20 protein-coding genes and 2 tRNA genes are annotated in these 20,688 nt (G+C 71.1%); 5 read left to right on the forward strand and 17 right to left on the reverse strand.

Features of this window, described 5'->3' with window-relative positions; genetic code table 11:
• Positions 1 to 24: 24 nt before the first annotated feature.
• From ABT360_RS32405 to ABT360_RS32420, 4 genes are all read right to left on the reverse strand, one after another.
• Positions 25 to 98 (reverse strand) — tRNA-Met (locus ABT360_RS32405).
• A 218-nt stretch (positions 99 to 316) separates the two neighbouring features.
• Complete coding sequence (locus ABT360_RS32410) at positions 317 to 2,170, reverse strand: tetratricopeptide repeat protein (protein WP_351824599.1); 1,854 nt, start codon at positions 2,168 to 2,170, stop codon at positions 317 to 319.
• Positions 2,171 to 2,385: 215 nt separating this feature from the next.
• Positions 2,386 to 2,459 (reverse strand) — tRNA-Met (locus ABT360_RS32415).
• Between the two features lie 77 nt (positions 2,460 to 2,536).
• On the reverse strand, positions 2,537 to 5,506 hold the full coding sequence (locus ABT360_RS32420; protein ID WP_351824645.1) for a UPF0182 family membrane protein: 2,970 nt from the start codon (positions 5,504 to 5,506) through the stop codon (positions 2,537 to 2,539).
• Positions 5,507 to 5,644: 138 nt separating this feature from the next.
• Here ABT360_RS32420 and ABT360_RS32425 point away from each other — a divergent pair, with 138 nt between their 5' ends.
• On the forward strand, positions 5,645 to 6,202 hold the full coding sequence (locus ABT360_RS32425; RefSeq protein WP_351824602.1) for a PPA1309 family protein: 558 nt from the start codon (positions 5,645 to 5,647) through the stop codon (positions 6,200 to 6,202).
• A 90-nt stretch (positions 6,203 to 6,292) separates the two neighbouring features.
• On the opposite strand, the gene ABT360_RS32430 is transcribed toward ABT360_RS32425, so the two are convergent.
• The 4 genes from ABT360_RS32430 to ABT360_RS32445 all read right to left on the reverse strand — a co-directional run bounded on the left by ABT360_RS32430 (position 6,293) and on the right by ABT360_RS32445 (position 9,557).
• Positions 6,293 to 7,381 carry a YlbL family protein gene (locus ABT360_RS32430; protein WP_351824605.1) on the reverse strand — a complete coding sequence of 363 codons (1,089 nt, stop codon included), beginning with the start codon at positions 7,379 to 7,381 and terminating at the stop codon, positions 6,293 to 6,295.
• Between the two features lie 64 nt (positions 7,382 to 7,445).
• Positions 7,446 to 7,616: a hypothetical protein gene (locus tag ABT360_RS32435; RefSeq protein ID WP_179166405.1), complete on the reverse strand. Its 171-nt coding sequence runs from the start codon at positions 7,614 to 7,616 to the stop codon at positions 7,446 to 7,448.
• Positions 7,617 to 7,741: 125 nt separating this feature from the next.
• The gene (locus tag ABT360_RS32440; RefSeq protein ID WP_351824608.1) at positions 7,742 to 8,203 is read right to left on the reverse strand and encodes a molybdenum cofactor biosynthesis protein MoaE; all 462 of its coding nucleotides are present in this window, start codon (positions 8,201 to 8,203) and stop codon (positions 7,742 to 7,744) included.
• 220 nt (positions 8,204 to 8,423) lie between these two features.
• Positions 8,424 to 9,557 (reverse strand): SDR family oxidoreductase, encoded by a 1,134-nt coding sequence (locus ABT360_RS32445; RefSeq protein WP_444852364.1) that lies wholly within the window; start codon positions 9,555 to 9,557, stop codon positions 8,424 to 8,426.
• Between the two features lie 190 nt (positions 9,558 to 9,747).
• Between ABT360_RS32445 and ABT360_RS32450 the strand changes: the two genes are divergently transcribed.
• Together ABT360_RS32450 and ABT360_RS32455 are read left to right on the forward strand one after the other, a co-directional pair.
• Positions 9,748 to 11,142 carry a zinc-dependent metalloprotease gene (locus ABT360_RS32450; RefSeq protein WP_351824610.1) on the forward strand — a complete coding sequence of 465 codons (1,395 nt, stop codon included), beginning with the start codon at positions 9,748 to 9,750 and terminating at the stop codon, positions 11,140 to 11,142.
• Complete coding sequence (locus tag ABT360_RS32455) at positions 11,139 to 11,669, forward strand: NUDIX hydrolase (RefSeq protein ID WP_351824613.1); 531 nt, start codon at positions 11,139 to 11,141, stop codon at positions 11,667 to 11,669. The genes ABT360_RS32450 and ABT360_RS32455 overlap by 4 nt, the downstream gene beginning before the upstream one ends.
• 74 nt (positions 11,670 to 11,743) lie before the next feature.
• Here ABT360_RS32455 and ABT360_RS32460 read toward each other — a convergent pair whose 3' ends face one another.
• From ABT360_RS32460 to ABT360_RS32475, 4 genes are all read right to left on the reverse strand, one after another.
• Positions 11,744 to 12,499 (reverse strand): AIM24 family protein, encoded by a 756-nt coding sequence (locus ABT360_RS32460; protein WP_351824616.1) that lies wholly within the window; start codon positions 12,497 to 12,499, stop codon positions 11,744 to 11,746.
• 19 nt (positions 12,500 to 12,518) lie between these two features.
• A complete protein-coding gene (locus tag ABT360_RS32465; protein ID WP_351824618.1) occupies positions 12,519 to 13,199 on the reverse strand; it encodes an AIM24 family protein in 681 nt (226 codons plus the stop codon).
• A gap of 14 nt (positions 13,200 to 13,213) precedes the next feature.
• Positions 13,214 to 14,971 (reverse strand): TerD family protein, encoded by a 1,758-nt coding sequence (locus tag ABT360_RS32470; protein ID WP_351824621.1) that lies wholly within the window; start codon positions 14,969 to 14,971, stop codon positions 13,214 to 13,216.
• 108 nt (positions 14,972 to 15,079) lie between these two features.
• Positions 15,080 to 15,655, reverse strand: coding sequence for a M48 metallopeptidase family protein (locus tag ABT360_RS32475; RefSeq protein WP_351824624.1), 576 nt, complete (start codon positions 15,653 to 15,655; stop codon positions 15,080 to 15,082).
• 260 nt (positions 15,656 to 15,915) lie between these two features.
• Between ABT360_RS32475 and ABT360_RS32480 the strand changes: the two genes are divergently transcribed.
• On the forward strand, positions 15,916 to 17,061 hold the full coding sequence (locus ABT360_RS32480) for a TOMM precursor leader peptide-binding protein (RefSeq protein ID WP_351824626.1): 1,146 nt from the start codon (positions 15,916 to 15,918) through the stop codon (positions 17,059 to 17,061).
• Positions 17,062 to 17,124: 63 nt separating this feature from the next.
• Positions 17,125 to 18,501 carry an ABC1 kinase family protein gene (locus ABT360_RS32485; protein WP_351824629.1) on the forward strand — a complete coding sequence of 459 codons (1,377 nt, stop codon included), beginning with the start codon at positions 17,125 to 17,127 and terminating at the stop codon, positions 18,499 to 18,501.
• Positions 18,502 to 18,566: 65 nt separating this feature from the next.
• Here the strand turns inward: ABT360_RS32485 and ABT360_RS32490 are convergent, their stop codons facing one another.
• The 5 genes from ABT360_RS32490 to ABT360_RS32510 form a co-directional block, all read right to left on the reverse strand.
• Positions 18,567 to 18,764 (reverse strand): hypothetical protein, encoded by a 198-nt coding sequence (locus ABT360_RS32490; RefSeq protein WP_351824632.1) that lies wholly within the window; start codon positions 18,762 to 18,764, stop codon positions 18,567 to 18,569.
• A gap of 161 nt (positions 18,765 to 18,925) precedes the next feature.
• On the reverse strand, positions 18,926 to 19,252 hold the full coding sequence (locus ABT360_RS32495; protein ID WP_351824635.1) for a hypothetical protein: 327 nt from the start codon (positions 19,250 to 19,252) through the stop codon (positions 18,926 to 18,928).
• Entirely contained in the window at positions 19,249 to 19,617 is a 369-nt protein-coding gene (locus ABT360_RS32500; RefSeq protein ID WP_351824637.1) for a WhiB family transcriptional regulator, read from the reverse strand. Before ABT360_RS32500 ends, ABT360_RS32495 begins: the two co-directional genes overlap by 4 nt.
• A gap of 169 nt (positions 19,618 to 19,786) precedes the next feature.
• Positions 19,787 to 20,119: a hypothetical protein gene (locus tag ABT360_RS32505; protein ID WP_351824640.1), complete on the reverse strand. Its 333-nt coding sequence runs from the start codon at positions 20,117 to 20,119 to the stop codon at positions 19,787 to 19,789.
• Between the two features lie 170 nt (positions 20,120 to 20,289).
• Positions 20,290 to 20,688 (reverse strand): HRDC domain-containing protein (locus tag ABT360_RS32510; RefSeq protein ID WP_351824643.1); only part of this gene is annotated, 399 nt, incomplete at its 5' end.

Genomic DNA, 20,688 nt, shown 5'->3' on the forward strand with positions numbered 1-20,688 from the left:
AGGGATCCGGGCCTTCGGTTTCAGTAGCGGGGACAGGATTTGAACCTGCGACCTCTGGGTTATGAGCCCAGCGAGCTACCGAGCTGCTCCACCCCGCGTCGGTGAACACAACCTTACGGGACCGCGTGGACCAGCGCAAATCCATAAGGAGGGCTTGGGCTGCGGCCCCCGCGCGGGCCGATGCCGCGGCCCCCGCATGGGCCTGCGCTGCCGCACTGTGGCCCGCGTCGGCCAGCGCTGCCGCCCGTGCCCCTGGTGCAGCGTGCCGTCGGTGAGGGGCCCGCCCGTGCTGCCGGCCGGGCCGCCTCCGTCCGCGCTAGGCGGTGAGCTCCTGGTGCAGCGCCTCGCTGAGCCGCGCGGCGCGCTCGGCGACCTCGGCGGGGCCCAGCTCGACGGCGCGGGCGCACCAGCGTCGGCCCTCGGTCAGCTCGCCCCGGCGGGCGGCGAGCAGGGCCAGGCGCAGCGCGGCCCGGCCGTGGCCCGCGCGGGCGGCACGGGTCCACCAGAGCGACGCCTCGCGCTCGTTCCCGTCACGGGCGAGCAGCAGGCCCAGGTTGAAGGCGCCGTTGCGGCTGCCCGCGTCGGCGGCCTCGCGGTACCAGCGTGCCGCCTCCGCGGTGTCCCCACGGGCGGCGGCCAGCATGCCCACCCGCACCTGGGCGCGGCGGTGGCCCTGCTCGGCGGCCCTCTCGTACCACTCCTCGCACTCGCTCTTCGGCGTCTGCGGCTCGCCGAGCGCGGGCGGCCCGGTGGGCGCCTCGCGGGCGTCGAGCACGGTGGCGAGCCGGAACGCGGCCTCGGCGCTGCCGCCGCCCGCCGCGCACCGCAGGTGGCGCTCGGCCTCCTGCTCGTCGCCGTCGCGGAGGCGGGCGATGCCGACCTGGAGCGCGGCCTCGGTGTGGCCGGCCGCGGCGGCACGCTCGTACCAGCGCAGCGCCGTCTCGTCGTCGTCCCGCCCCGCGTGGAGGATGCCCAGGTTGAACGCGGCGTCGACGCTGCCGGCCTCGGCGGCCTTGGAGAACCACGGCTCGGCGCCGTTCGGGTCGCCGCTCTGGAGGAGCAGGATGGCGAGCGCGTTGGCGGCCTCACGGTGACCCGCGTAGGCGGCGCGGCGGTACCACTGCTCGGCCTGGGCGACGCGGTTCTGGGCGGCGAACAGCAGCCCGAGGTTGTACGCGCCGTTCACGTCGCCCGCGTCGGTGGCCGCGCGGTACCAGCGCTCGGCCGTCTGGTGCTCGCCGCGGGCGGCGTGCAGGGCACCCAGCGCGTTGGCGGCGTTGCCGTCGCCGTCCTGGGCGGCACGCAGCCACCAGACCGCGGCGCTCTCCTCGTCGCCCGCGTCACGGAGCAGGAACCCGAGTGCGCAGGCCGCGCGGGATTCGCCGTCCTTGGCGGAGGTCAGGTACCAGCGGCCGGCCTCCTTGAGCTCGCCGCGCCGTTCGAGGATCGCCCCGAGGTGCAGGGCGGCGCGGCGGTGGCCGCGGGCGGCGGCCTGCCGGTACCACTGCTCGGCGGTCTCGGTGCCCGCGGTGGCCCCGGTGTCGTCGGCGGCCCGGGCCTGGGCCTTGCGCTCCAGGGCGCGGGCGAGGCGGTAGGCGGCCTCGCGGTGGCCCTGCTCGGCGGCGGCGCGCAGCCACCTCTCGGCGCCCACGTCGCTGCGGTGCTCCAGGAGGTCGGCAAGGGCGTACGCGCCGAGGGCGTGGCCCTGCTCGGCGGACTGGCGCAGCCAGTACTCGGCCGCGGGCTCGTCGCCGCGCTCGCGGTAGTGGCGGCCCAGGGCGTGAGCGGCGGCGGCGGAGCCGGCCACGGCGGCGATGCGCCACCAGCCGGCGGCCTCGTCGGCGTACCCGCGCTGGTGGAGCAGGACACCCAGGTTGTTGGCGGCGGCGCGGTCACCGTCGGCGGTGGCGGCACGCAGGTAGGGCTCGGCGCCGTCGAGGTCGCCGCGTCGCAGCAGCAGTGCCCCGAGGACGCTCATGGCGGCGGTGTCACCGTTCTCGGCGGCGCGGCGGTGACGCTCCTCGATCTCGACGCCGTCACCGGTCTCGGCGCTGTCCATGGCGGTGGTCTCCATGGCAGCGTCGCTCATCACATCTGCGGCGCTTTCGGCGTACCGCTGCACAAACCGCCCTGTCTCCAACAGAGTTGCCCTGTCCCCCATAATTCCCATCGTCGCACCACCTGCTACCCGCGTACACCTGGTATACCGCAGCCAGTGAGGTCACTTCAGCGTTTTGTCGACATGCCCACAGGGAGACAAGTCAAACACGTTTCACCTCAACTGCCCCCGTCAGGGCCGTTCTTCACATGAGCCGCAGGAGCCCTGCTGTCCCCGAAACATGACAAGGGCCCGGATCCTGGAAGGATCCGGGCCCTTGCTTTCAGTAGCGGGGACAGGATTTGAACCTGCGACCTCTGGGTTATGAGCCCAGCGAGCTACCGAGCTGCTCCACCCCGCGTCGTTGTGTCACTACCGTATCACGACCAGAAGGCCCTCCCGCCCGCCCCGAAGGACGGGCAGGAGAGCCTCCCCGGCTCAGCCGCCCGACGCGGGCTTGTCGGCGCCCGCCGTACCGGCACCGGGCTTGGGCTTGGCCGCCCCGGCCGCGGGCTTGTCGGCGTTCTTGCCGGCGTCGGCCTTGCGCTGGGCGTCCGCCTCGGCCACCCGCTGCAACGCCGCGGCCAGCTCGTCCTGCGCCTTGCCGTACGCCGTCCAGTCACCCTTCTTCAGCGCCGCCTCGCTGTCCGCGAACGCCTTCTGCGCGTCCGCGATCGCCTGCGCGAGCGCGGCCTCGCCGGTGACCGGCGGCTTGGTCGGGTCACTCGGCGGCGGTGTGGTGGGCGTCTCGCCGTCCACCCCGAAGACCGCGTTCAGCGCCTTGGCGAGGTTGTCCTCGAACACCGTGGTGTCCTTGGTGGTGTCGCCTTCCGGCTGGTCCGCGTCGACGTACGACACGGCCACCTTCCGCATCAGCGGGTAGAGGGCATTGCGGCCCTGGGCGTAGATCGGCTCGACGTACAGGAAGCCGCCGTCCAGAGGAACCGTCAGCAGGTTGCCGTACTGGATGTCGGAGTCGGCGCCCTTGAGGTCACGGACGAACTGGGCCACGGAGGGCAGGCTGTTGAGCTTGTTCTGCACCTGCGCGGGGCCCGGCACGTCCTGCGTGACCCTCAGCAGCCTTATCCGGCCGTAGTCCTTGCTGTTGGCGTCGGCGGCGACCGCCATGAAGCCGCCCAGGTTGGGCCGGCCGTTCGGCGTGAACGTCGTCGTCAGCGAGAACTCCTGCTTCGTGTCCCCGGGCATCTTCATGCTCAGGTAGTACGGCGGAACAGCGTTGCCGTCCTTGTTCGTCGGGTCGTCCGGCACCTGCCAGGCGTCACTGCCGCTGTAGAACTGGGCAGGGTCCTGGACGTGGTAGCGGGTCAGCAGCTCGCGCTGGACCTTGAACATGTCCTGCGGGTAGCGCAGGTGCTCCCGGAGGTCGGCCTTGATGGCGCTCTTCGGCTCGACCGTGCCGGGGAACGCCTTCATCCAGGTCTTGAGGACCGGGTCCTTGGTGTCCCATTGGTACAGCTTCACCGTGCCGTCGTACGCGTCGACGGTGGCCTTCACCGAGTTGCGGATGTAGTTGACCTGGTTCTGCTGGGCGACGACCGCGCGCGTCTGGTTGCCGGCGGTGAGGGAGTCCGTGGTGGTGTCCCCCAGCGTCGTGCGCGACGCGTACGGGTAGCCGTTCGTCGTCGTGTAGGCGTCGACGATCCACTGGATGCGGCCGTCGATCACCGCCGGGTACGCGTCGCCGTCGATGGTCAGCCAGGGGGCGACCGCCTCCACGCGCTGCTTGGGCGTGCGGTTGTACAGGATCCGCGACCCGTCGCCGATGGCTCCCGAGTAGAGGATCTGCGGCTCGCTGAAGGCCACGGCGTAGGCGGCCCGGTTGAAGGCGTTGGAGAGGTTGACCCCGCTCTTGCCCTTGTAGCTGGTGGTCTTCTCGCCGTTCTCCTCGTAGTCGAGCTCCTTCTGCGGGCCGCCCACGATCGAGTACTGCTCGGTCTTCTCGCCGTAGTAGATCCGCTGCTCGTACTTCGGGGTCTGGCCGGTGGTCGGCAGCCCCGACTCGGTGAAGATCGGGGAGCCGTTGGCGTCCGTCGCCGTGCCCGTGGCCATGATCGCGCCATAGCCGTGGGTGTACGTGAAGTGGTCGTTGATCCAGTTCCGCTTCGGGATGCCCCGGATGTTGAGCTCACGCAGACCGATGACCGTGTCCTTGCCCTCGTACCGGTCGACGTCGAGCGTGGTCGGGAACTGGTAGTACTTCCGCCGCTGCTCCAGCTGCTGGAAGGTCGGCGACACGATGTTCGGGTCGACCAGCCGGTAGCTGGCGGCCGTGTCGGCGTCCGCCCGCAGCTTGTCCTTCGCCTTGACCGTGGACTTGCCGGAGTAGTTCTCCGGTTTCGTCTGGTCGATGTCGTACGCCTTGCGCGTGGCCTCGATGTTCTTCTCGATGTACGGCGCTTCCTTGGCCTGCTCGTTCGGCTGGACCTGGAACTTCTGCACGATCGCCGGGTAGAGCCCGCCGATCAGGATCGCCGACAGGACCATGAGCCCGAAGCCGATCACGGGGAGCTGCCAGGTGCGGCGCCAGAGCGTGGCGAAGAACAGCACGGCGCAGATGGCGGCGATGCAGAACAGGATCGTCTTCGCCGGGAGGTAGGCGTTGGCGTCGACGTACCTGAGGCCGGTCCAGTTGCCGGTCGCCTTGAAGTCGCTGGACTTCACGGCCAGGCCGTACCGGTCGAGCCAGTACGCGACGGCCTTCAGCGAGACGAAGACGCCCAGCAGGACGGAGAGGTGTCCGGTCGCCGCGGCGGTCGCGCGGGCGCCGGGGCTGGTGATCCGCAGCCCGCCGTACAGGTAGTGCGTCAGGGCGGCGGCGATCAGCGACAGCACGGTCGCGGCGAAACCGAAGCCCAGCAGGAACCGGTACCAGGGCAGGTCGAACGCGAAGAACGACACGTCCAGGCCGAACTGCGGGTCCTTCTGGCCGAAGGACACCCCGTTGACCCACATCAGCCAGGTGCGCCACTGGCCGGAGGCGGAGGCACCCGCGATCAGCCCGACCAGGGCCGTGATCGCCAGGAGCACCCACTTCTTGTACGGGGCCACTCCCATCCGGTACCGGTCCAGGCTCTGCTGCTCCAGCGACATCGCGCTCAGCGGCGGGCGCAACCGGTGCGCGAGCCAGATGTTCAGTCCGACCGCCACGGCCATCAGCAGGCCGAAGACGGCGAAGAGGCCGATCTTCGTCCACAGGGTGGTGGTGAAGACGGACGAGTAATTGACGGACCTGTACCACAGCCAGTCCGTCCAGAACCCGGCGAACATGACAAAGAGCATGGCCAGCACGGCCAGTACCCCCAATGTCATGAGCAGGGTACGGGCCCGCCGGGACGGCCGGCCGACTCTGATCCGTGGCCCGGTCGGGCCTCCGCCGCGGTCCGGCATCTGGAAAGCCAACGTGCGCCCCTCGAGTTCGCGGTCATGTGGTGAAGCAGGCCCAGCGATCGTAGAGCCCACTCATGCAACTTACTGAAGCTTTACCTAGTTCCCGCCTCCGGGTCGAAAGGAGGCAGGATATTGACCATGTCCAACGTTTCTCCCTCAGGCCCCCCGATGGCCGCCAGCCCGCTGACCCGCGCGGTGCTCGAGATCGACGAGTACGCGTCCGGCCTCGGCTGGGACCAGCCGGCCCGGCTCTTCGCCCTCGTCGACACCGCGCAGCTGCGCTCCCAGGAGCCGGGCCTGGCCGCCCAGCTCGGCCTCGACTCCGAGGAGGCCGCCGCTCCGCTCACCCCGATCGAGCAGGACGAGATCCCCGCCGGCCGGCCGCTCGACGAGTTCCTCGGCACCATCGCCTGGCCCGACGCCGTGGCGGGCTGCGCGATGACGGTGGAGCGGCTGATGCTCCCGCCGTCCGCCGAGGCCTCCGTCCCGGACGGCCTCGACGAGGCGGGCCTCGCCAAGTGGGTCGCCGCCCACCCGGACCGCCAGGAGGTCCGTATGACGGTGGCGGTCCTCCGCGACGGTGCCCGCGAGTCGGCCCTGCGGCTGCGGGAGAAGGACTCCCCCACCGAGGTCCTCACCGGCGCCGACCTCGTCCCCGGCCTCGCCGACGCCCTGGCAGCCACGTTCGAATCCTGACGTCCGGGCCCCGGGAGGGGGCGCCGGCGGCGGGGTGACCGCTCTCCGGCGCCCGGGGACCGTCCCGGTGCCCCGGGGGGCGGCGGCGGGTCAGCCCGCCGAGCAGCTCGGGAGGCCGGTGGTGACGCCCTTGCGGACCTTCTCCAGGGACGCCACCGCGTCCTTGATCGTGTTCACCTTGATCAGGGTCAGTCCGTCGGGGGTGTCGGACGCCGCCGCCGCGCAGTTGTCGGCGGGCGTCAGGAAGTACCTGGCGCCCGCGGTCCGCGCGCCGACGAGCTTCATCTCGATACCGCCGATCGGCCCGACCTTGCCCGCCTCGTCGATGGTTCCGGTGCCCGCGACGAACTTGCCGCCCGTGAGGTCGCCCGGAGTCAGCTTGTCGACGATTCCGAGCGAGAACATCAGGCCCGCGCTCGGGCCGCCCACGTCGGCGAGCTTGATGTCGACGGTGAACGGGAACGTGTGATCGGTCCCGGCCTGGATGCCGACGATCGCCCGGTCGCCCTCGTCGGACGTCTTGGTGGTGAGGGTGACCCGCTCGGTCGTGGTGGGCTCACGGCCCGCCTTCTCCGCCGCCGCCGCGTCCTTCGCCGGGACGATGGTGAAGACCACGTCCTCCTTCGGCTTGTGCTTGGTGACGAGCTTCGCCACGTCCTGCGGCGCCTTGACCGGCGTACCGTCCACCGCCTTGATCACATCACCCGCGTGCAGCGTGCCCTCGGCGGGGCTGTTCTTCTGGACGGAGGAGACGACCACCCGGGACGCGACGGGGAGGCCCAGCTGTCCGAGGGCGGCGACCTTGGCGCTCTCCTGGGACTGGCTGAACTCCTCGGCGTTCTCCTGGGTCGACTCCTCCTCGGTCTTGCCGTTCGGATAGAGCGTCTCGTGCGGCACCACGACGCTGTCGTGGGCGAGCCACCCGTACACCGCTTCGACCAGGTTCATCCTGTAGTCCGCACCGGTGACCCTGACCGTCGTCATATTGAGATGCCCGGTCGTGGGGTAGGTCTTGTGGCCGGAGATCTGCAGCACCGGCTCGCCGTCGGCCTCGCCGAGCGTATTGACCGTCGGTCCCGGGCTCATCTCCGAGTAGGGCACCGGAAAGAACACGCCTGCGCAGAGCAGCGCGATGAGGACGAGGGTGGAGGCGAGCATCGTCGCAGTGCGGCGTGGCATGGAACGACAGTACGGGACGCGCGTGTCTGTGCACCCCCGGGGCCGGTCCGTCCGGGGAGAGCCGTCAGGCCGTGCCACTGCCCGAGTGGGACTTCTCCATCACCTCGCGGAAGCGCGCGTAGCCGGCCAGCTCGGCGACATCACCGGTGGTCCGGTCCCGTGAGGCCCAGCTTCCCCATATCGCAGCACCGATGGCAGCGAACAGCGGAATCAGCAACCAGGCGAGAACTGCCATCACGACCTCCCGTCCCCATGCGCACAAAGCACTGACTGATCAGCAGATTAACCATCCGCCAGTTCAACGCTCACGCCAGGGGTCGGGTTACGCAAATCGGACGCTTGCCCACCGTCCGGATACGGTCAGCAGGCGCCGACCCACTCCTCCGTACCGTCGGAAAAGCGCTGGTGCTTCCAGATGGGCACCTCGTGCTTGAGGTCGTCGATCAGCTTGCGGCACGCCGCGAAGGCCTCCGCCCGGTGCGGGCACGACACCGCGACGACGACGGCCAGGTCCCCGACCGTCAGGTCGCCGACCCGGTGTACGGCCGCGAGGGCACGCACCGGATGGTCCGCGACGACCTTCTCGGCGACGCGGCGCAGCTCGGCCTCGGCGGTGGGGTGGCTGGAATACCCGAGGGCGTCGACGTCGGCGCCACCGTCGTGATTGCGCACGGTGCCCACGAAGAGGGCGGTTCCACCGGCCGCGTCGTCGCCGACGGCCCGGAAGACCTCGTCGAGGGAGAGCGGGGCGTCGCGGATCGCCAGCAGCCGGATCGGGTCCGCCGCCGCGCGCTCGCCGGGGTGGTCGTACGTGGGTGCCATGCTGCCCATCGTGCCGCACGGGACTGACATCGCGGAATAGCGTTTTCGACCTGCCCGGCCACGCGCGCGTTGGAGCCTCCTACAGAGCCTCGCGCCGGAGCCCAGGCCGGAGCCTCCCTTCCGGCGCTTCCCGCTTCCCGCTCCTCGCTTCCCGCCTCCCCTGCCCTGCCGGCCACTGCCCGCTTCCCGCCCGCCGGCCCGGGGACCGCACCTCCGCCCGCTACAGGCCGCGGCGCTTGCGGGCCCGGCGTACCAGCGCGGCGGTGCCCAGCAGGGCCACCGTCGCGCCCGCGGCGCCCGCAGCCGTGGCATCCTTGCGGCCGAGGCGCCGGCCGGCGACCGTGTGGCGGCCCTCGACCTCCTCCAGGAGCGCGGCGAGGACCTCCTCGTTGGTCCACTGCGGCCGCCAGCCCGCGTCGTGCAGTCGCCCGACGCTGACGACCCAGGGGTGCATGGTGTACGCCAGGTCGCCGGCCGGCGACGGGGTGAGCCCGATCCGGTGGAGCCGGGCCGCCGCCCCGAGTGCCACCGCCGAGGGCAGCTCCATGCGGCGGATACCGCTGAGCTCCTCGACCTCCTCCTGCTCCAGCCAGCCGTCGCAGCCGACCGCGAACTCACCCTCCGCCTTCTCCAGCGCCGCGTACTCCAGCGCGCTGACCAAGTCCTCGACGTGGCAGAACTGCCAGGCCGGACGCGACCCGGCGACCACCAGCAGCCGGGGCGACTCGAAGTACCGCGTCAGCGCCGTGTCCGTGCCGCCCACCAGGACGGCGGGCCGTACGACGGTGACGTTCAGGCCGGGGTGCGCCCGGGGTGCCCGGCGGGCCAGGCGTTCGATCTCCAGCAGGTCGCCCACACCGGTGGCCTCGGCGGTCGCCCGGAGCTCGGCGTCCTCGGAGAGCGGGATGTCGTTGTCGGGCAGTGCCCCGTACACCATGGCGGAGGTGCACAGCACCACCCGGTGGACGCCCGCGGCCGCCGCGGCGGTCAGCACGGTCTGCGTGCCGCGCACGTTGTAGGCCGTACGGGCGGCCGCGTCGGTTTCCAGGTCGAGGTCGAGGGCGAGGTGCACCACGACGTCGGCGCCGCGCAGTTTCTCGGCGATGGCCGGGTCCCGCACGTCGAGGATGTGCCAATGGGCCTCGGGAACCTCGCCTCGGCGCTCGTCGATGGCGATGACCTGCTTGACCTCATCGGACGCCGCGAGGCGCCGGGTGAGCAGGTCTCCGACGCCGGACGCGGCGCCGGTGACCGCGACGACGGGGCCGCGGCCGGCGGACTGGGTTGATTCGTTTCGCCTCTGGCGAACTTCAGCGCTGTGCGTTGCGCGAACCTGCGGATCTGGGGAACTCACCGGGCGTCTCCAGCGGTTGTCTTCAGTACGTACGTGTATGACGCGTACGTACCAGGTGGCGTCCATCCTGCCGCAGGCCATGAGCCGGTGGAGCACCGAGCCCACATCCGGCTCGGATGTCTACGCTGGTGGTGTTGTCGGGCAGCCGCCGCCGGCAGGAAGCCGGCGGCCCTACGAGCCGAGGAACCCCGTGAGTGACACCCCATTCGGATTCGGTCCGCCGGAGGAGCCGGAGGACGGCGACGAAGGCAAGAAGAAGGGACCCGCCGAAGGTGGCCAGGGTTCTGGTGCCAACCCCTTCGGGTTCGGCGGCATGCCGGGCGGCGGGGACAATCCGTTCGCCGCGATGTTCGGCTCGCTGAACCCCACGGACCTGGGGGCGGCCTTCCAGCAGCTCGGCCAGATGCTCAGCTATGAGGGCGGTCCCGTCAACTGGGACATGGCCAAGCAGATCGCCCGCCAGACGGTCTCGCAGGGCACGTCCGACGGCACCAAGGACGCCAGTGTCGGGCCGGGCGAGCGGTCGGCGGTCGAGGAGGCCGTGCGCCTGGCCGACCTGTGGCTGGACGGGGTGACGTCCCTGCCGTCGGGGGCGAGCACCGCCGTGGCGTGGAGCCGCGCGGAGTGGGTCGAGGCGACCCTGCCTGCCTGGCAGCAGCTCGTGGACCCGGTCGCCGAGCAGGTCGGCGCGGCCATGGGGAACGTTCTGCCCGAGGAGATGCAGGCCATGGCGGGCCCGCTGATCGGCATGATGCGCTCCATGGGCGGCGCCATGTTCGGCCAGCAGATCGGGCAGGCCGTGGGCGTTCTGGCCGGTGAGGTGGTCGGTTCGACCGATATCGGGCTCCCCCTGGGGCCGGCCGGCAAGGCCGCGCTGCTGCCGCTGAACGTGGCGGCGTTCGGCAAGGACCTGGGCGTGCCGCAGGACGAGGTGCGGCTGTACCTGGCGCTGCGCGAGGCCGCCCACCAGCGGCTCTTCGCCCACGTGCCGTGGCTGCGCTCGCACCTGTTCGGCGCGGTCGAGGGGTACGCGCGCGGGATCAAGGTCGACACCGGCAAGCTGGAGGACGCGGTCGGCGGGCTCGACCCGTCGAACCCGGAGCAGCTGCAGGAAGCTCTCCAGCAGGGCATGTTCCAGCCGGAGGACACGCCGGAGCAGAAGGCCGCGCTCGCCCGCCTGGAGACGGCGCTGGCGCTGGTCGAGGGCTGGGTGGACGCGGTGGTGCACGAGGCCGCCAAGACCCGGCTGACGTCGGCGGGCGCGCTGCGCGAGACGCTGCGCCGCCGTCGTGCCTCGGGCGGTCCGGCCGAGCAGACGTTCGCCACGCTGATCGGTCTGGAGCTGCGGCCGCGCCGGCTGCGGGACGCCTCGCGGCTGTGGGCGTCGCTCACCGACGCGCGCGGTGTCGACGGCCGCGACGGCCTGTGGGAGCACCCGGACATGCTGCCCACGGCGTCCGACCTGGACGACCCCGACGGCTTCGTCCACCGCGAGCACCTGGACTTCTCGGAGCTCGACAAGATGCTCGGCGAAGCCGCCGGGCGGGACGAGCGCGACCAGGGTGAGGACGACACCGACAAGTGAGTCTGCACGACGACGCCGTCCTCGTACTGAAGGCGTACGAAGGGTCCGGCGATCAGGCGGAGCTGCGCCAGGTCTATCTGGACCACCTGGCGGCCCACCCGGACGGGATGTGGAAGGCGTGCGAGGCCGGGCACCTGACGGCCAGCGCGCTGGTGGTCGACCCGGAGCGCGGCCGGGTCCTGCTGACCCTGCACAAGAAGCTCGGCATGTGGCTGCAGATGGGCGGCCACTGCGAGCCCGGTGACGGGACGGTGGCCGGGGCGGCGCTCCGGGAGGCCACGGAGGAGTCCGGCATCCCCGGTCTGACGTTGCTGCCGGGCGGCCCCGCGCGGCTGGACCGGCACGCCATCCCGGCGCCCTGCCACTGGCACCTCGATGCGCAGTACGTGGCGATCGCCCCGCCGGACGCGGTGGAGGCGATCAGCGACGAGTCGCTGGACCTGCGCTGGTTCGGTTACGAGGAGGTGGCGGCCGTGGCCGACACGTCGGTCGTACGGCTGGTGGAAGCGGCCCGCGCGTCGCTGTAGTGCATGCGTAACGGGTGCGCGCTCATGGGTAAGGGGCGGTCGCCAATGGCGGCCGCCCCTTACATGGGGGTCGCTCAGTTCCAGGCGTTGTTCTGGTTCTGGGCGTGCGCGCCGTGCTGGCCGACACCGAACTGGGCGCCGAGGCCCTGCCCGATCTCGGCGTTCTGCGGCGGCATGACCTCACTGGGCTGGACGAGCGCGAAGCCCTGGCCCAGGAAGCTCAGTTCCCAGCCCTCTCCGGTGCTGCCTCGGCGGCGGCGCACCTGGGACGAGTGGGTCTGCGCCTGCATCTGGACGCGCAGGGACGACGACCAGGCGACGATCGCGTCGGCGTCGGCGTTGACGTACTTGTCCGGCGTGACGTGCATCATCAGCGGCTGGCCCGAGGTCATCAGGGCGACCTTGCCCCGGCCGGAGATGTTCAGCTGGTACTTGCCGGAGCCGGAGATGCCGTACTGGCTGTCCACGGCGATCACTTCGGTGTGCAGTGTGGAGTCCAGGGCCAGCACATAGGCGCTGTCGACGGTCATGCCGTCCTGGTCGACGTCCACGACGTGGATGTACTGGGCCAGGTTGGCGAAGTAGACGGTGCCCTGCCCGGAGCAGCGCATCAGGTCCAGGCCCTCACCGGTGTTGGCGCGGGCGTTGCGCTGGTTGTTGTTCTGGTACTCGCCGTCGAAGTCGATCAGTCCCTGGTACGCGACCATGGCGCCCTTGCGGGCGAGGACGTCGTCGTGCCCGGTGAGGGCGACCCGCAGGAGCTGCGGGTTCTGCACGACGTACCGCTCCTGGCTCTGCTGTTCGGTGTGGCTGAAAAGCGGGCTCTGCATGGTGTGTTCTCGCTCCCCTTCAGCCCCGGATCCGCAGACGGTCGGTGCTGTCCTCGCTCGGCTGTACGACGACGATGCCCTGCCCTGAGAAGGCCATCTGGTACGCCTCTCCGCTGCCCCGCCCGATCAGGGAGGAGGCCTTGAAGCTGCGCTTGCCCTTGACCTTGAGCGACGGCGACCAGGCCACGAGCGCGTCGGGGTCGACGTACGTCTCGTCCTCGCCGCGACCGCAGTCGACGACGATCGGGGTGCCTCGCGAGGTCAGGGCGACCCATCCGGTGCCGGCGAACTGGACGTTCCACAGGCCCTGGCCGGCGAACTTGGCCATGCCCTTGACCCGTTCGGCGCCCCACTGGAGGTGGGCGTCGAAGGCCAGCACATTGGTGCCGTTGACGGACAGGGCGTCATTGTCGAGGTTGATGACGACGACGTCGGCGCCGTAGTCCGCCAGGTAGAGCAGCCCGTCACCGGAGCACTTCATGATGGGCGCGCCCTCGCCGGTCACCCACTGGGAGGCGATCTGGCGGGCGGCGGGCGGGTTGGGCTCGTACTGGACGAAGCCCTCGTAGGCGACGACGGAGCCGGTGCGGGCGAACAGGTCCTGCCCGGAGGCCATGGCGACCTTGAGCATGGAGCGGCCGTGGTTCTCCATCCGGGCCGCGACGGGGGTCGGGGCGTAGCCCGCGAGTTGCTGGTTCATTGTTCGGGCTCCCTTTAGACCTCGTAGGGCTGGACGATGATGAAGTTGCCAGGGGCTCCCCGGAACTGGAGGTTGACGGTCTCTCCACTGTGGCCGGGGTAGGCGTTCCGGCGCAGCCGGACCTGGCTGGAGAGGATCACCTGGGAGGCGGACGACCAGGCGACGACCGCGTTGCAGTCGGCGAAGGTGGTCGGTGTGACGGGCAGGACGACCGGGACGCCGTGGGTCTTCACGACGACCGTGCCGGTGCCTTGGAACTGCATGGTGAACAGCGCCCCGCCGGGAATGCCGTGGCCCTCGATGCGGCGGACCTCGTACTGCAGCGACTCGTCGAAGGCGAGGACGTTCTCGGCGGAGACGCAGATGCCGTCGCCCTGGAGTTCGATGGGGTGCAGATGGGCGCCGTTCTCGGCGAGGAACACCTGGCCTCGGCCGGTGCAACGCATCAGCTGCATCTCCTGGCCCGTGGCGTTGCCGACGATGCGGCCGGAGAAACCGGCGCCCTTGTAGCCGAACTCGACCTTGCCCTGGTACATGACCATGCTGCCCTGCCGGGCGAGCACGGGCGTGCCGCCCATGGCGAGGTCGACCCGCATGAGCTGCTGGTTCTGCGGCGTCCAGCGCTGCCCGGTGGGGGTCTCGCGGTACTTCTGGAGCGCGGCGGCCAGACCGGGCCCGGCCTGGGGCGCGCCCTGCGGAACGCCTTGGGGCATGCCTTGCGGCATCCCGCCGGGGGGCATGCCCATGGGCGGCTGCTGGCCGTACGGCTGGGCGTACTGCTGCTGGCCGTACGGCGCCGGGGCCTGCTGGCCGTAGGGCGGCGGGGTGCCGCCGGGCGGCGTCTGGCCCGGGACCTGGCCGTACGGGGACGGGGCGCCGGGCGGCGGCATCTGGCCGGGGGCCTGGCCCGGGACCTGGCCGTACGGGGACGGGGCGCCGGGCGGCGGCGTCTGGCCCGGGGCCTGGCCGTACTGCGGCTGCTGGGGCGGCTGGCCGTACGGGGCCGGCGGGGTCGGCGCGGCCGGTGCCATCGGCGCGGCGAGCGTCGGCGCGGTGTGCAGGGGCTGCGGAGCCGGTTCGGGTGCCGGCGCGGGGACGGGAGCCGGAGCCGGCGCGGCGGGGGCGCCGAACGAGGGGGCGGGCTGCGGCGCCTGCGGCGTGGCCGGTGCGGCGGGCGCGCCGAAGGGCGGCGGGGCGAAGGACGGCGCCGCGGCCTGCGGCTGCTGTGGGGCGGCCGGTTCCTCCTCGGCGACCTCGCCGCCGAAGTTCTTCAGCAGCGCCTCCAGGCCGCCGTCGAACCCCTGGCCGACGGCGGCGAACCGCCATACGTCCTTCAGGTAGAAGTCCCCCAGCATCACCGCGCGCTCGGTGCTGAACTCCGAGCCGTCGAACGCGTACCGGGCGACCTCCTCGCCGCCCGCGACGATACGGATGTACCCGGGCCCCACTTGGGACATCTGTCCGGCACCGTCGATCGTCGCGGTGAAGGACAGCTTGTGGATGTGCGGCGGGACGCGGTCGAGGGTGACGCGGAAGGACTCGGTGTCACCGGCCTGCGCGCCGAGCAGCTGGATGGACTCCTCGGGCGACTTCGGCTGGTTGAAGAAGATGAAATACCGGTCGTCCGAGAGCTGCTCATTGGCGTCCAGACCGAAGCAGCTGATGTCGAAGGTCAGACCTGGAGCGGCGATCTGCACTCCCACGTACAGATCGGTTCCGGGTGTGAGATCGCTGATCTTGGCCTTGTGGCCCCGTTGGAATTCCCTGGCCATGCGTAACGACCGTCCCCCATCCCGATTTTTGAATGCGTCGCGTCAGGCTAACGGCTGGCGACGACAATGAGCCAAGTCGGGACAGTTTCGGTACAGGATCGACGAACGTCACTCTCCGCGAGCGGTCGGCAGGTGTGGCAGCCGGCCCGCCGCGACGACTCCCTCGAGGTAGCCGCGGGCCCGCTCGGTGCGGGGGTAGGCCTCCAGCAGCCGCCAGAACCGCGGCCCGTGGCCGGGGACCAGCAGATGGGCCAGCTCGTGGACGAGTACGTAGTCCACGACGTACTCCGGCATGCCCTGCAGGCGGTGGGACAGACGGATGCTGCCCTCCGCGGGCGTGCAGGAGCCCCACCGGGTGTTCTGGTTGGTCACCCACCGCACGGACGTGGGCCGCGCCCTGCCGTCGAAATACTGGGTGGACAGGCGCTCCGCACGCTCGGTGAGCTCTGCGTCACCGAGGATGCGTTTGCTCTCCTGGGCGGCGAGCTTGTCGAGCATCACGCTCACCCAGCGCCGCTCTTCCGCCTCCGACATCCGGGCGGGGATGAGCACGACGGTCCGGTCGCCCTCGCGGTAGGCGGAGACGGTCCTGTTGCGCCGGGAGCTCCTGCGGACCTCGACCGCACTCGTCCCCGCGCTGCGGGGCGGGTCGCTTGTCGGACTGCGCTGTGGGTCGGCGGGCACGCCCCGACGTTACCCGCTGTCAGCGGGGGAAGTCCCGCCTCCGGAACCGTTGGCGCGTGATCCATCCACAGCCTGCACCATTTGAACGACTAATGCGCCTGCCCTGTGGACAACTTTCTGCGACCTCCGTCGGCACCGGGCATTCTGTCGCCGGGAGATCGACGAAGGACGACGAAGACCGACGGGATCACCGGAGACCATCCGGACATCACCGGCGATCACCGGCGATCACGAGTCGGATGAGAATCACGGGGGCGGATATGCATCCTATGGTGAAGCCCGCGCTGCGACGCGCCTGGCGGAATCTGCAGTTCGTGCAGTTCGGAGCGGCGCCGGCGCATGCGGTGGTGGTCGGCCCGGTGGACACGACGACGGGCAGTCTGCTCACGCTGTTCGACGGGACGCGGGGGCTGGAGCTGCTGCGTGAGGAGGCTCGGGCGCTGGGACTGCCGGACGGGCGGCTGGAGGCCCTGCTGGACCGGCTGGCGGAGGCGGGGCTGCTGGACGACGCGACCGCCGGCGACCCGGAGGTCGACGCGTTGCGGAAGGAGGACGGCGCACACGACCGGCTGCGCGCCGACCTGGCGTCGCTGTCCGTCGTCCACCGCGAACCGGGCGGGGCGGCACGGCGGTTGGCGGCACGGCGGGGCATGCGGGTGCAGGTGAGGGGCGCCGGGCGGGTGGGTGCGGGTATCGCCGCGCTGCTGTCGGCCTCGGGGGTGGGCCGGGTGGAGGTGCTGGACGGGGAGCGGGTCGAACCGTGGGACGTGATGCCCGGCGGGTTGCCGTCGGAGGCGGTCGGTGAGCGGCGCGAGGCGGCGGCCCGGCGGCTGGTGGGACGGTCGGCACCGGGTGGGCGGGCGCCACGGGCGGTCAGGGCAGGCAGGGAGGCGGGGTCGGAGCCAGGGTTGTCCCTGGTCGTGGTCGCTCCGCGGGACGGCCTGGCGGCGTACGCCCCGGACCCGGTGCCCGCGGACGACTGGGTAGCCACGGGCACTCCTCATCTGTACGCGGGGGTGATCGAGGCGACGGGAGTCGTGGGCCCGCTGGTGCTGCCCGGCGGCACGGCGTGCGCGGGGTGTGTGGAGCTGGAGCGGTCCGACCGGGACCCTGCGTGGCCACGGATGCTGGCGCAGTGGCGTTCCGGGCGGCAGAACAGGGTCCCCGCGTGCGACCAGGGTCTGGCGGCCGCGGTGGCCGGGCTCGCGGCAGCACACGCGGTGTCCTTCCTGGACGGGGAGCTGCCCGCGAGTACGGGCGCGCGGTGGGAGGCTTCGCTGCCGTTGCTGGAGTGGCGCTCGGAGCGGATGTCGCCCCATGCGGAGTGCCCCTGCGGGGCGGCCCGGCGCCCCGAGAGGGTGCGCGCCTCGGTGCCCACGGGCGGGCAGGACACAATGGCCGGGTAACCGCGGTCGACGAGCGACGCCTATGGCAAACGCGGCACGGCAGTCTGGGATTTGGAGGGGCGCATGTCTGATCTTCCCCGGAAGGCGGTAACCCGTACCGTCAAGTTGGCCACGTTGCCTCTGGGCTTCGCCGGCCGGGCCACATGGGGGCTGGGCAAGCGGATCGGGGGCAAGTCCGCGGAGCTCGTGGCCCGCGAGCTGCAACAGCGTACGGCGGACCAGCTCTTTCGCGTGCTGGGAGAGCTGAAGGGGGGCGCGATGAAGCTCGGGCAGGCCCTGTCCGTCTTCGAGTCGGCGCTTCCCGAGGAGATAGCGGCGCCCTACCGGGCGGCGCTGACCAAGCTCCAGGAAGCGGCTCCGCCCATGCCGGCCCGTACGGTCCACTCGGTGCTGGAGGAGCGGCTGGGCGAGCATTGGCGGGAGCTGTTCCTGGAGTTCGAGGACAAGCCGTCGGCGGCGGCTTCGATCGGCCAGGTGCACCGGGCCGTGTGGCATGACGGGCGTGAGGTCGCGGTGAAGGTGCAGTACCCGGGTGCGGGTGAGGCGCTGTTGTCGGACTTGGCGCAGCTGAGCCGGTTCGCGCGGCTGTTGGGACCGCTGGTGCCGGGCATGGACATCAAGCCGTTGATCGTGGAGCTGCGGGACCGGGTGGCCGAGGAGCTGGACTACGGTCTGGAGGCGGAATCCCAGCGGGAGCACGCCGAGGAGTTCCTGGACGATCCGGATGTGGTGGTGCCGGGTGTGGTGCACCAGTCCGATCAGGTGCTGGTGACCGAGTGGATCGACGGGATACCGCTGGCGGAGATCATCGCGGACGGTACGCCGGAGCAGCGTGACCGGGCCGGGCAGCTGCTCGCGCGGTTCCTGTTCTCGGGACCGGCCCGGACGGGGCTGCTGCACGCCGATCCGCACCCGGGGAACTTCCGGCTGCTGCCGGCGGCGGACGATCAGGAGGACGTGCGGGGCTGGCGGCTCGGAGTGCTGGACTTCGGCACCGTGGACCGGCTGCCGGGAGGCCTGCCGGAGACCATCGGGGCCTCTTTGCGGATGACCCTGGAGGGCGACGCGGAGGGGGTGTACGAACTGCTCCGCGAGGAGGGGTTCGTCAAGGAGACCATCGATCTCGACCCGGACGCGGTGCTGGAGTACCTGCTGCCGATCATCGAGCCGGCGGAGGCCGACGCGTTCACCTTCAGCCGCGAGTGGATACGCGGCCAGGCCGCCAGGTTCGCCGATATGCGTTCCCCCGCGCACCAGTTGGGCAAGCAGCTCAATCTGCCGCCGTCGTACCTGCTGATCCACCGGGTGACGCTGAGCACCATCGGGGTGCTGTGCCAGCTGAACGCGACGGTGCGGATGCGGGACGAACTCGAATCGTGGCTGCCCGGCTTCCTGCCGGAGGACGACGCGGACCCGGTCGCCGCGGAGGCACACGCCTGATCACGGCCCGGCGCGTCCCGTACCGACCCGTCCCGCACAGGTGGGTCGGGGGCGGCCGCCGGCGGTCACCACCAGGAGGAGTCGAGTCTGCTCTCAATGGCTCTGAGGTGGGCCCGGGCGCAGTCGTCACAGAAATAGAGGCGGCTGCCGTTCTCCACGGAACAGGTCCAGGTCACCGGAAGTCTGTCGGCGGTCGCGCCGCAGCGGGAGCACACCACGCTCTGCGTGCCCGGCTGCGCGGGGGGAGAAGTCCGCTCGTTCACTACGAGACGATAACCCCGCCGGGTGGCTCGGCCACGCGCAACGCACCGCGGGGACCGGCCCGTCAGGACCGGTCCCCGCATGGTGATCAGTGCCGTGTCGGCACTAGGGCCTCTCGTTCGGATCTTGCTGGGCTCGTGGCGCCTGATCCAAACGAAAGACCCTAGTTCATGACGGCCATGGCCAGCGCGCGGCGGGCGCGCAGGGACACGCGCTCGGCACGGCGCTGCATGCGCCGGGCGGCGACCAGGCGCAGGGCCTGGCGTTCCGCGTCGGCTTCCTGCATGCGCTGATGCATATGGGCACGGGCCAAGGCTTCTTGGATGAGTTGCATGTCACGGTTCCTGTTCTGACGCGAGGCGGTCGCGCCGATGGTGCTGAAGGCTGGGGTCGCGGAGCCGGACGGCTCGCTGGCGGAAGAGGTCATCGGGGCCTGCTTCTGGGGATCGTGCGTGAGGGGGCGGTCGATGGTTCCGGCTCGGACGTTCATGCCGTGACCGGGTTCTTGCGCGGGCGGCCACGGGGCCGCTTGCGGGCGACGACCACGCCCTGGACGAAGAGCTCACCGCCCCAGACGCCCCACGGCTCGCGCCGCTCCTTGGCGCCCGCGAGGCAGGCCTCCACGAGCGGGCAGGTGCGGCAGAGGGACTTGGCGTACTCGACGTCGGCCGGCGACTCGGCGAAGAAGACTTCCGGGTCGTAGGAACGGCAGGGGACGGGTACGCCGAGGTTCTCGATGGCGTCGTCGAGCGCGGTGAGCGCGGTGAGGGGGGTCAAGGTGGGGTCCTCCGTGAGACCGGGCGGGGGGAGCGTTTCGGAAGGCGGTACGGACGGGGCGTGCGCTTCGAGTTGCACGGTTTCGTTTTCCTCGTCTGGTCGGTCCGGCCTGTTGGCCGGTGGGCTGGTACCGGGTACTGCGTCGTCCCGAGGCCCCTTCGCTCCGTCTCCCTCATGAGGGCAAACAGAAGGGCCGCGGATCCCGGGTGGGGTTCCGCGGCCCTGAAGGCGCCGGCCTGATCATGGATCAGGCTGGATCACTCCAGGGTTCGAGCCCACGGAAGGCCCACATCGTGTGGTGCTGCTGCGTCTGCGTCTTGGTTTCGGCACCGGTCGCCGCAAAGGCATAGGCCTGGGCCTTGCCCGCTGCTACTCCTGCTTCCAGTGCCTTGGTCGGTCGCTCACTGCGCTCCCGGACGGGCAGAGCCGCCAGGAGGGTGGCAGGACGCACGGCTGCGAAGCCGGGCATACCGGTGCCAAGGAGCGCCGAACCGGAGAGGCCGAGCGAGCAGGCGGAGACGACCGCGCGATCGGTCATTTTGGCGGTGGTGCTGACGAAGCTGCTGTTGATGGTGATCACTGGAATCGCCTCCTCTCGGCGTCTCTGGGGGGATCGGTCGGAACCGGTCCCGCGCGTATTCGGATAAGTACAGCACGAAGACAGGGCTTCGGAGAAGCCGCTGTTTCCGTGGTTAAGAACCTATGGGGCTTGACGGGGCGGGCGCAAACTATTTTTCCGACGAGTTTGGATCAGTCCTCCTCGTCCCCCTCGTCAGACTGTTGACCTGCGCAGATGGCGAGAACATCGGCGCCGAAGCGGTCGAGCTTGCGGACGCCGACACCGGAGATGCGGGCCAGCTCGCCGTCCGTGCCGGGGACGGCCTCGGCGATCGCCATCAGCGTCTTGTCGGTGAAGACGCAGTACGGGGGCTGGCCGAGTTGCCTGGCCTGCTCCGAGCGCCACTCCCGCAGCCGTTCGTACAGGGCCTCGTCCATGTCGGACGGGCAGTCCTCGCAGCGCATCAGCTTCATCTCACCCGCGTCGGTGAGCGTCGCGCCGCACACCCGGCACCGCACGGGTCCGCGGCGCCCGCGCCGCGTGGCCGCCGCCGTACCTCCGCCGCCCCGCTCGACACCGGCGCCCCCGCC

Source organism: Streptomyces sp. NPDC000229 (genome assembly GCF_040300825.1).
Classification (GTDB): Bacteria; Actinomycetota; Actinomycetes; order Streptomycetales; family Streptomycetaceae; genus Streptomyces.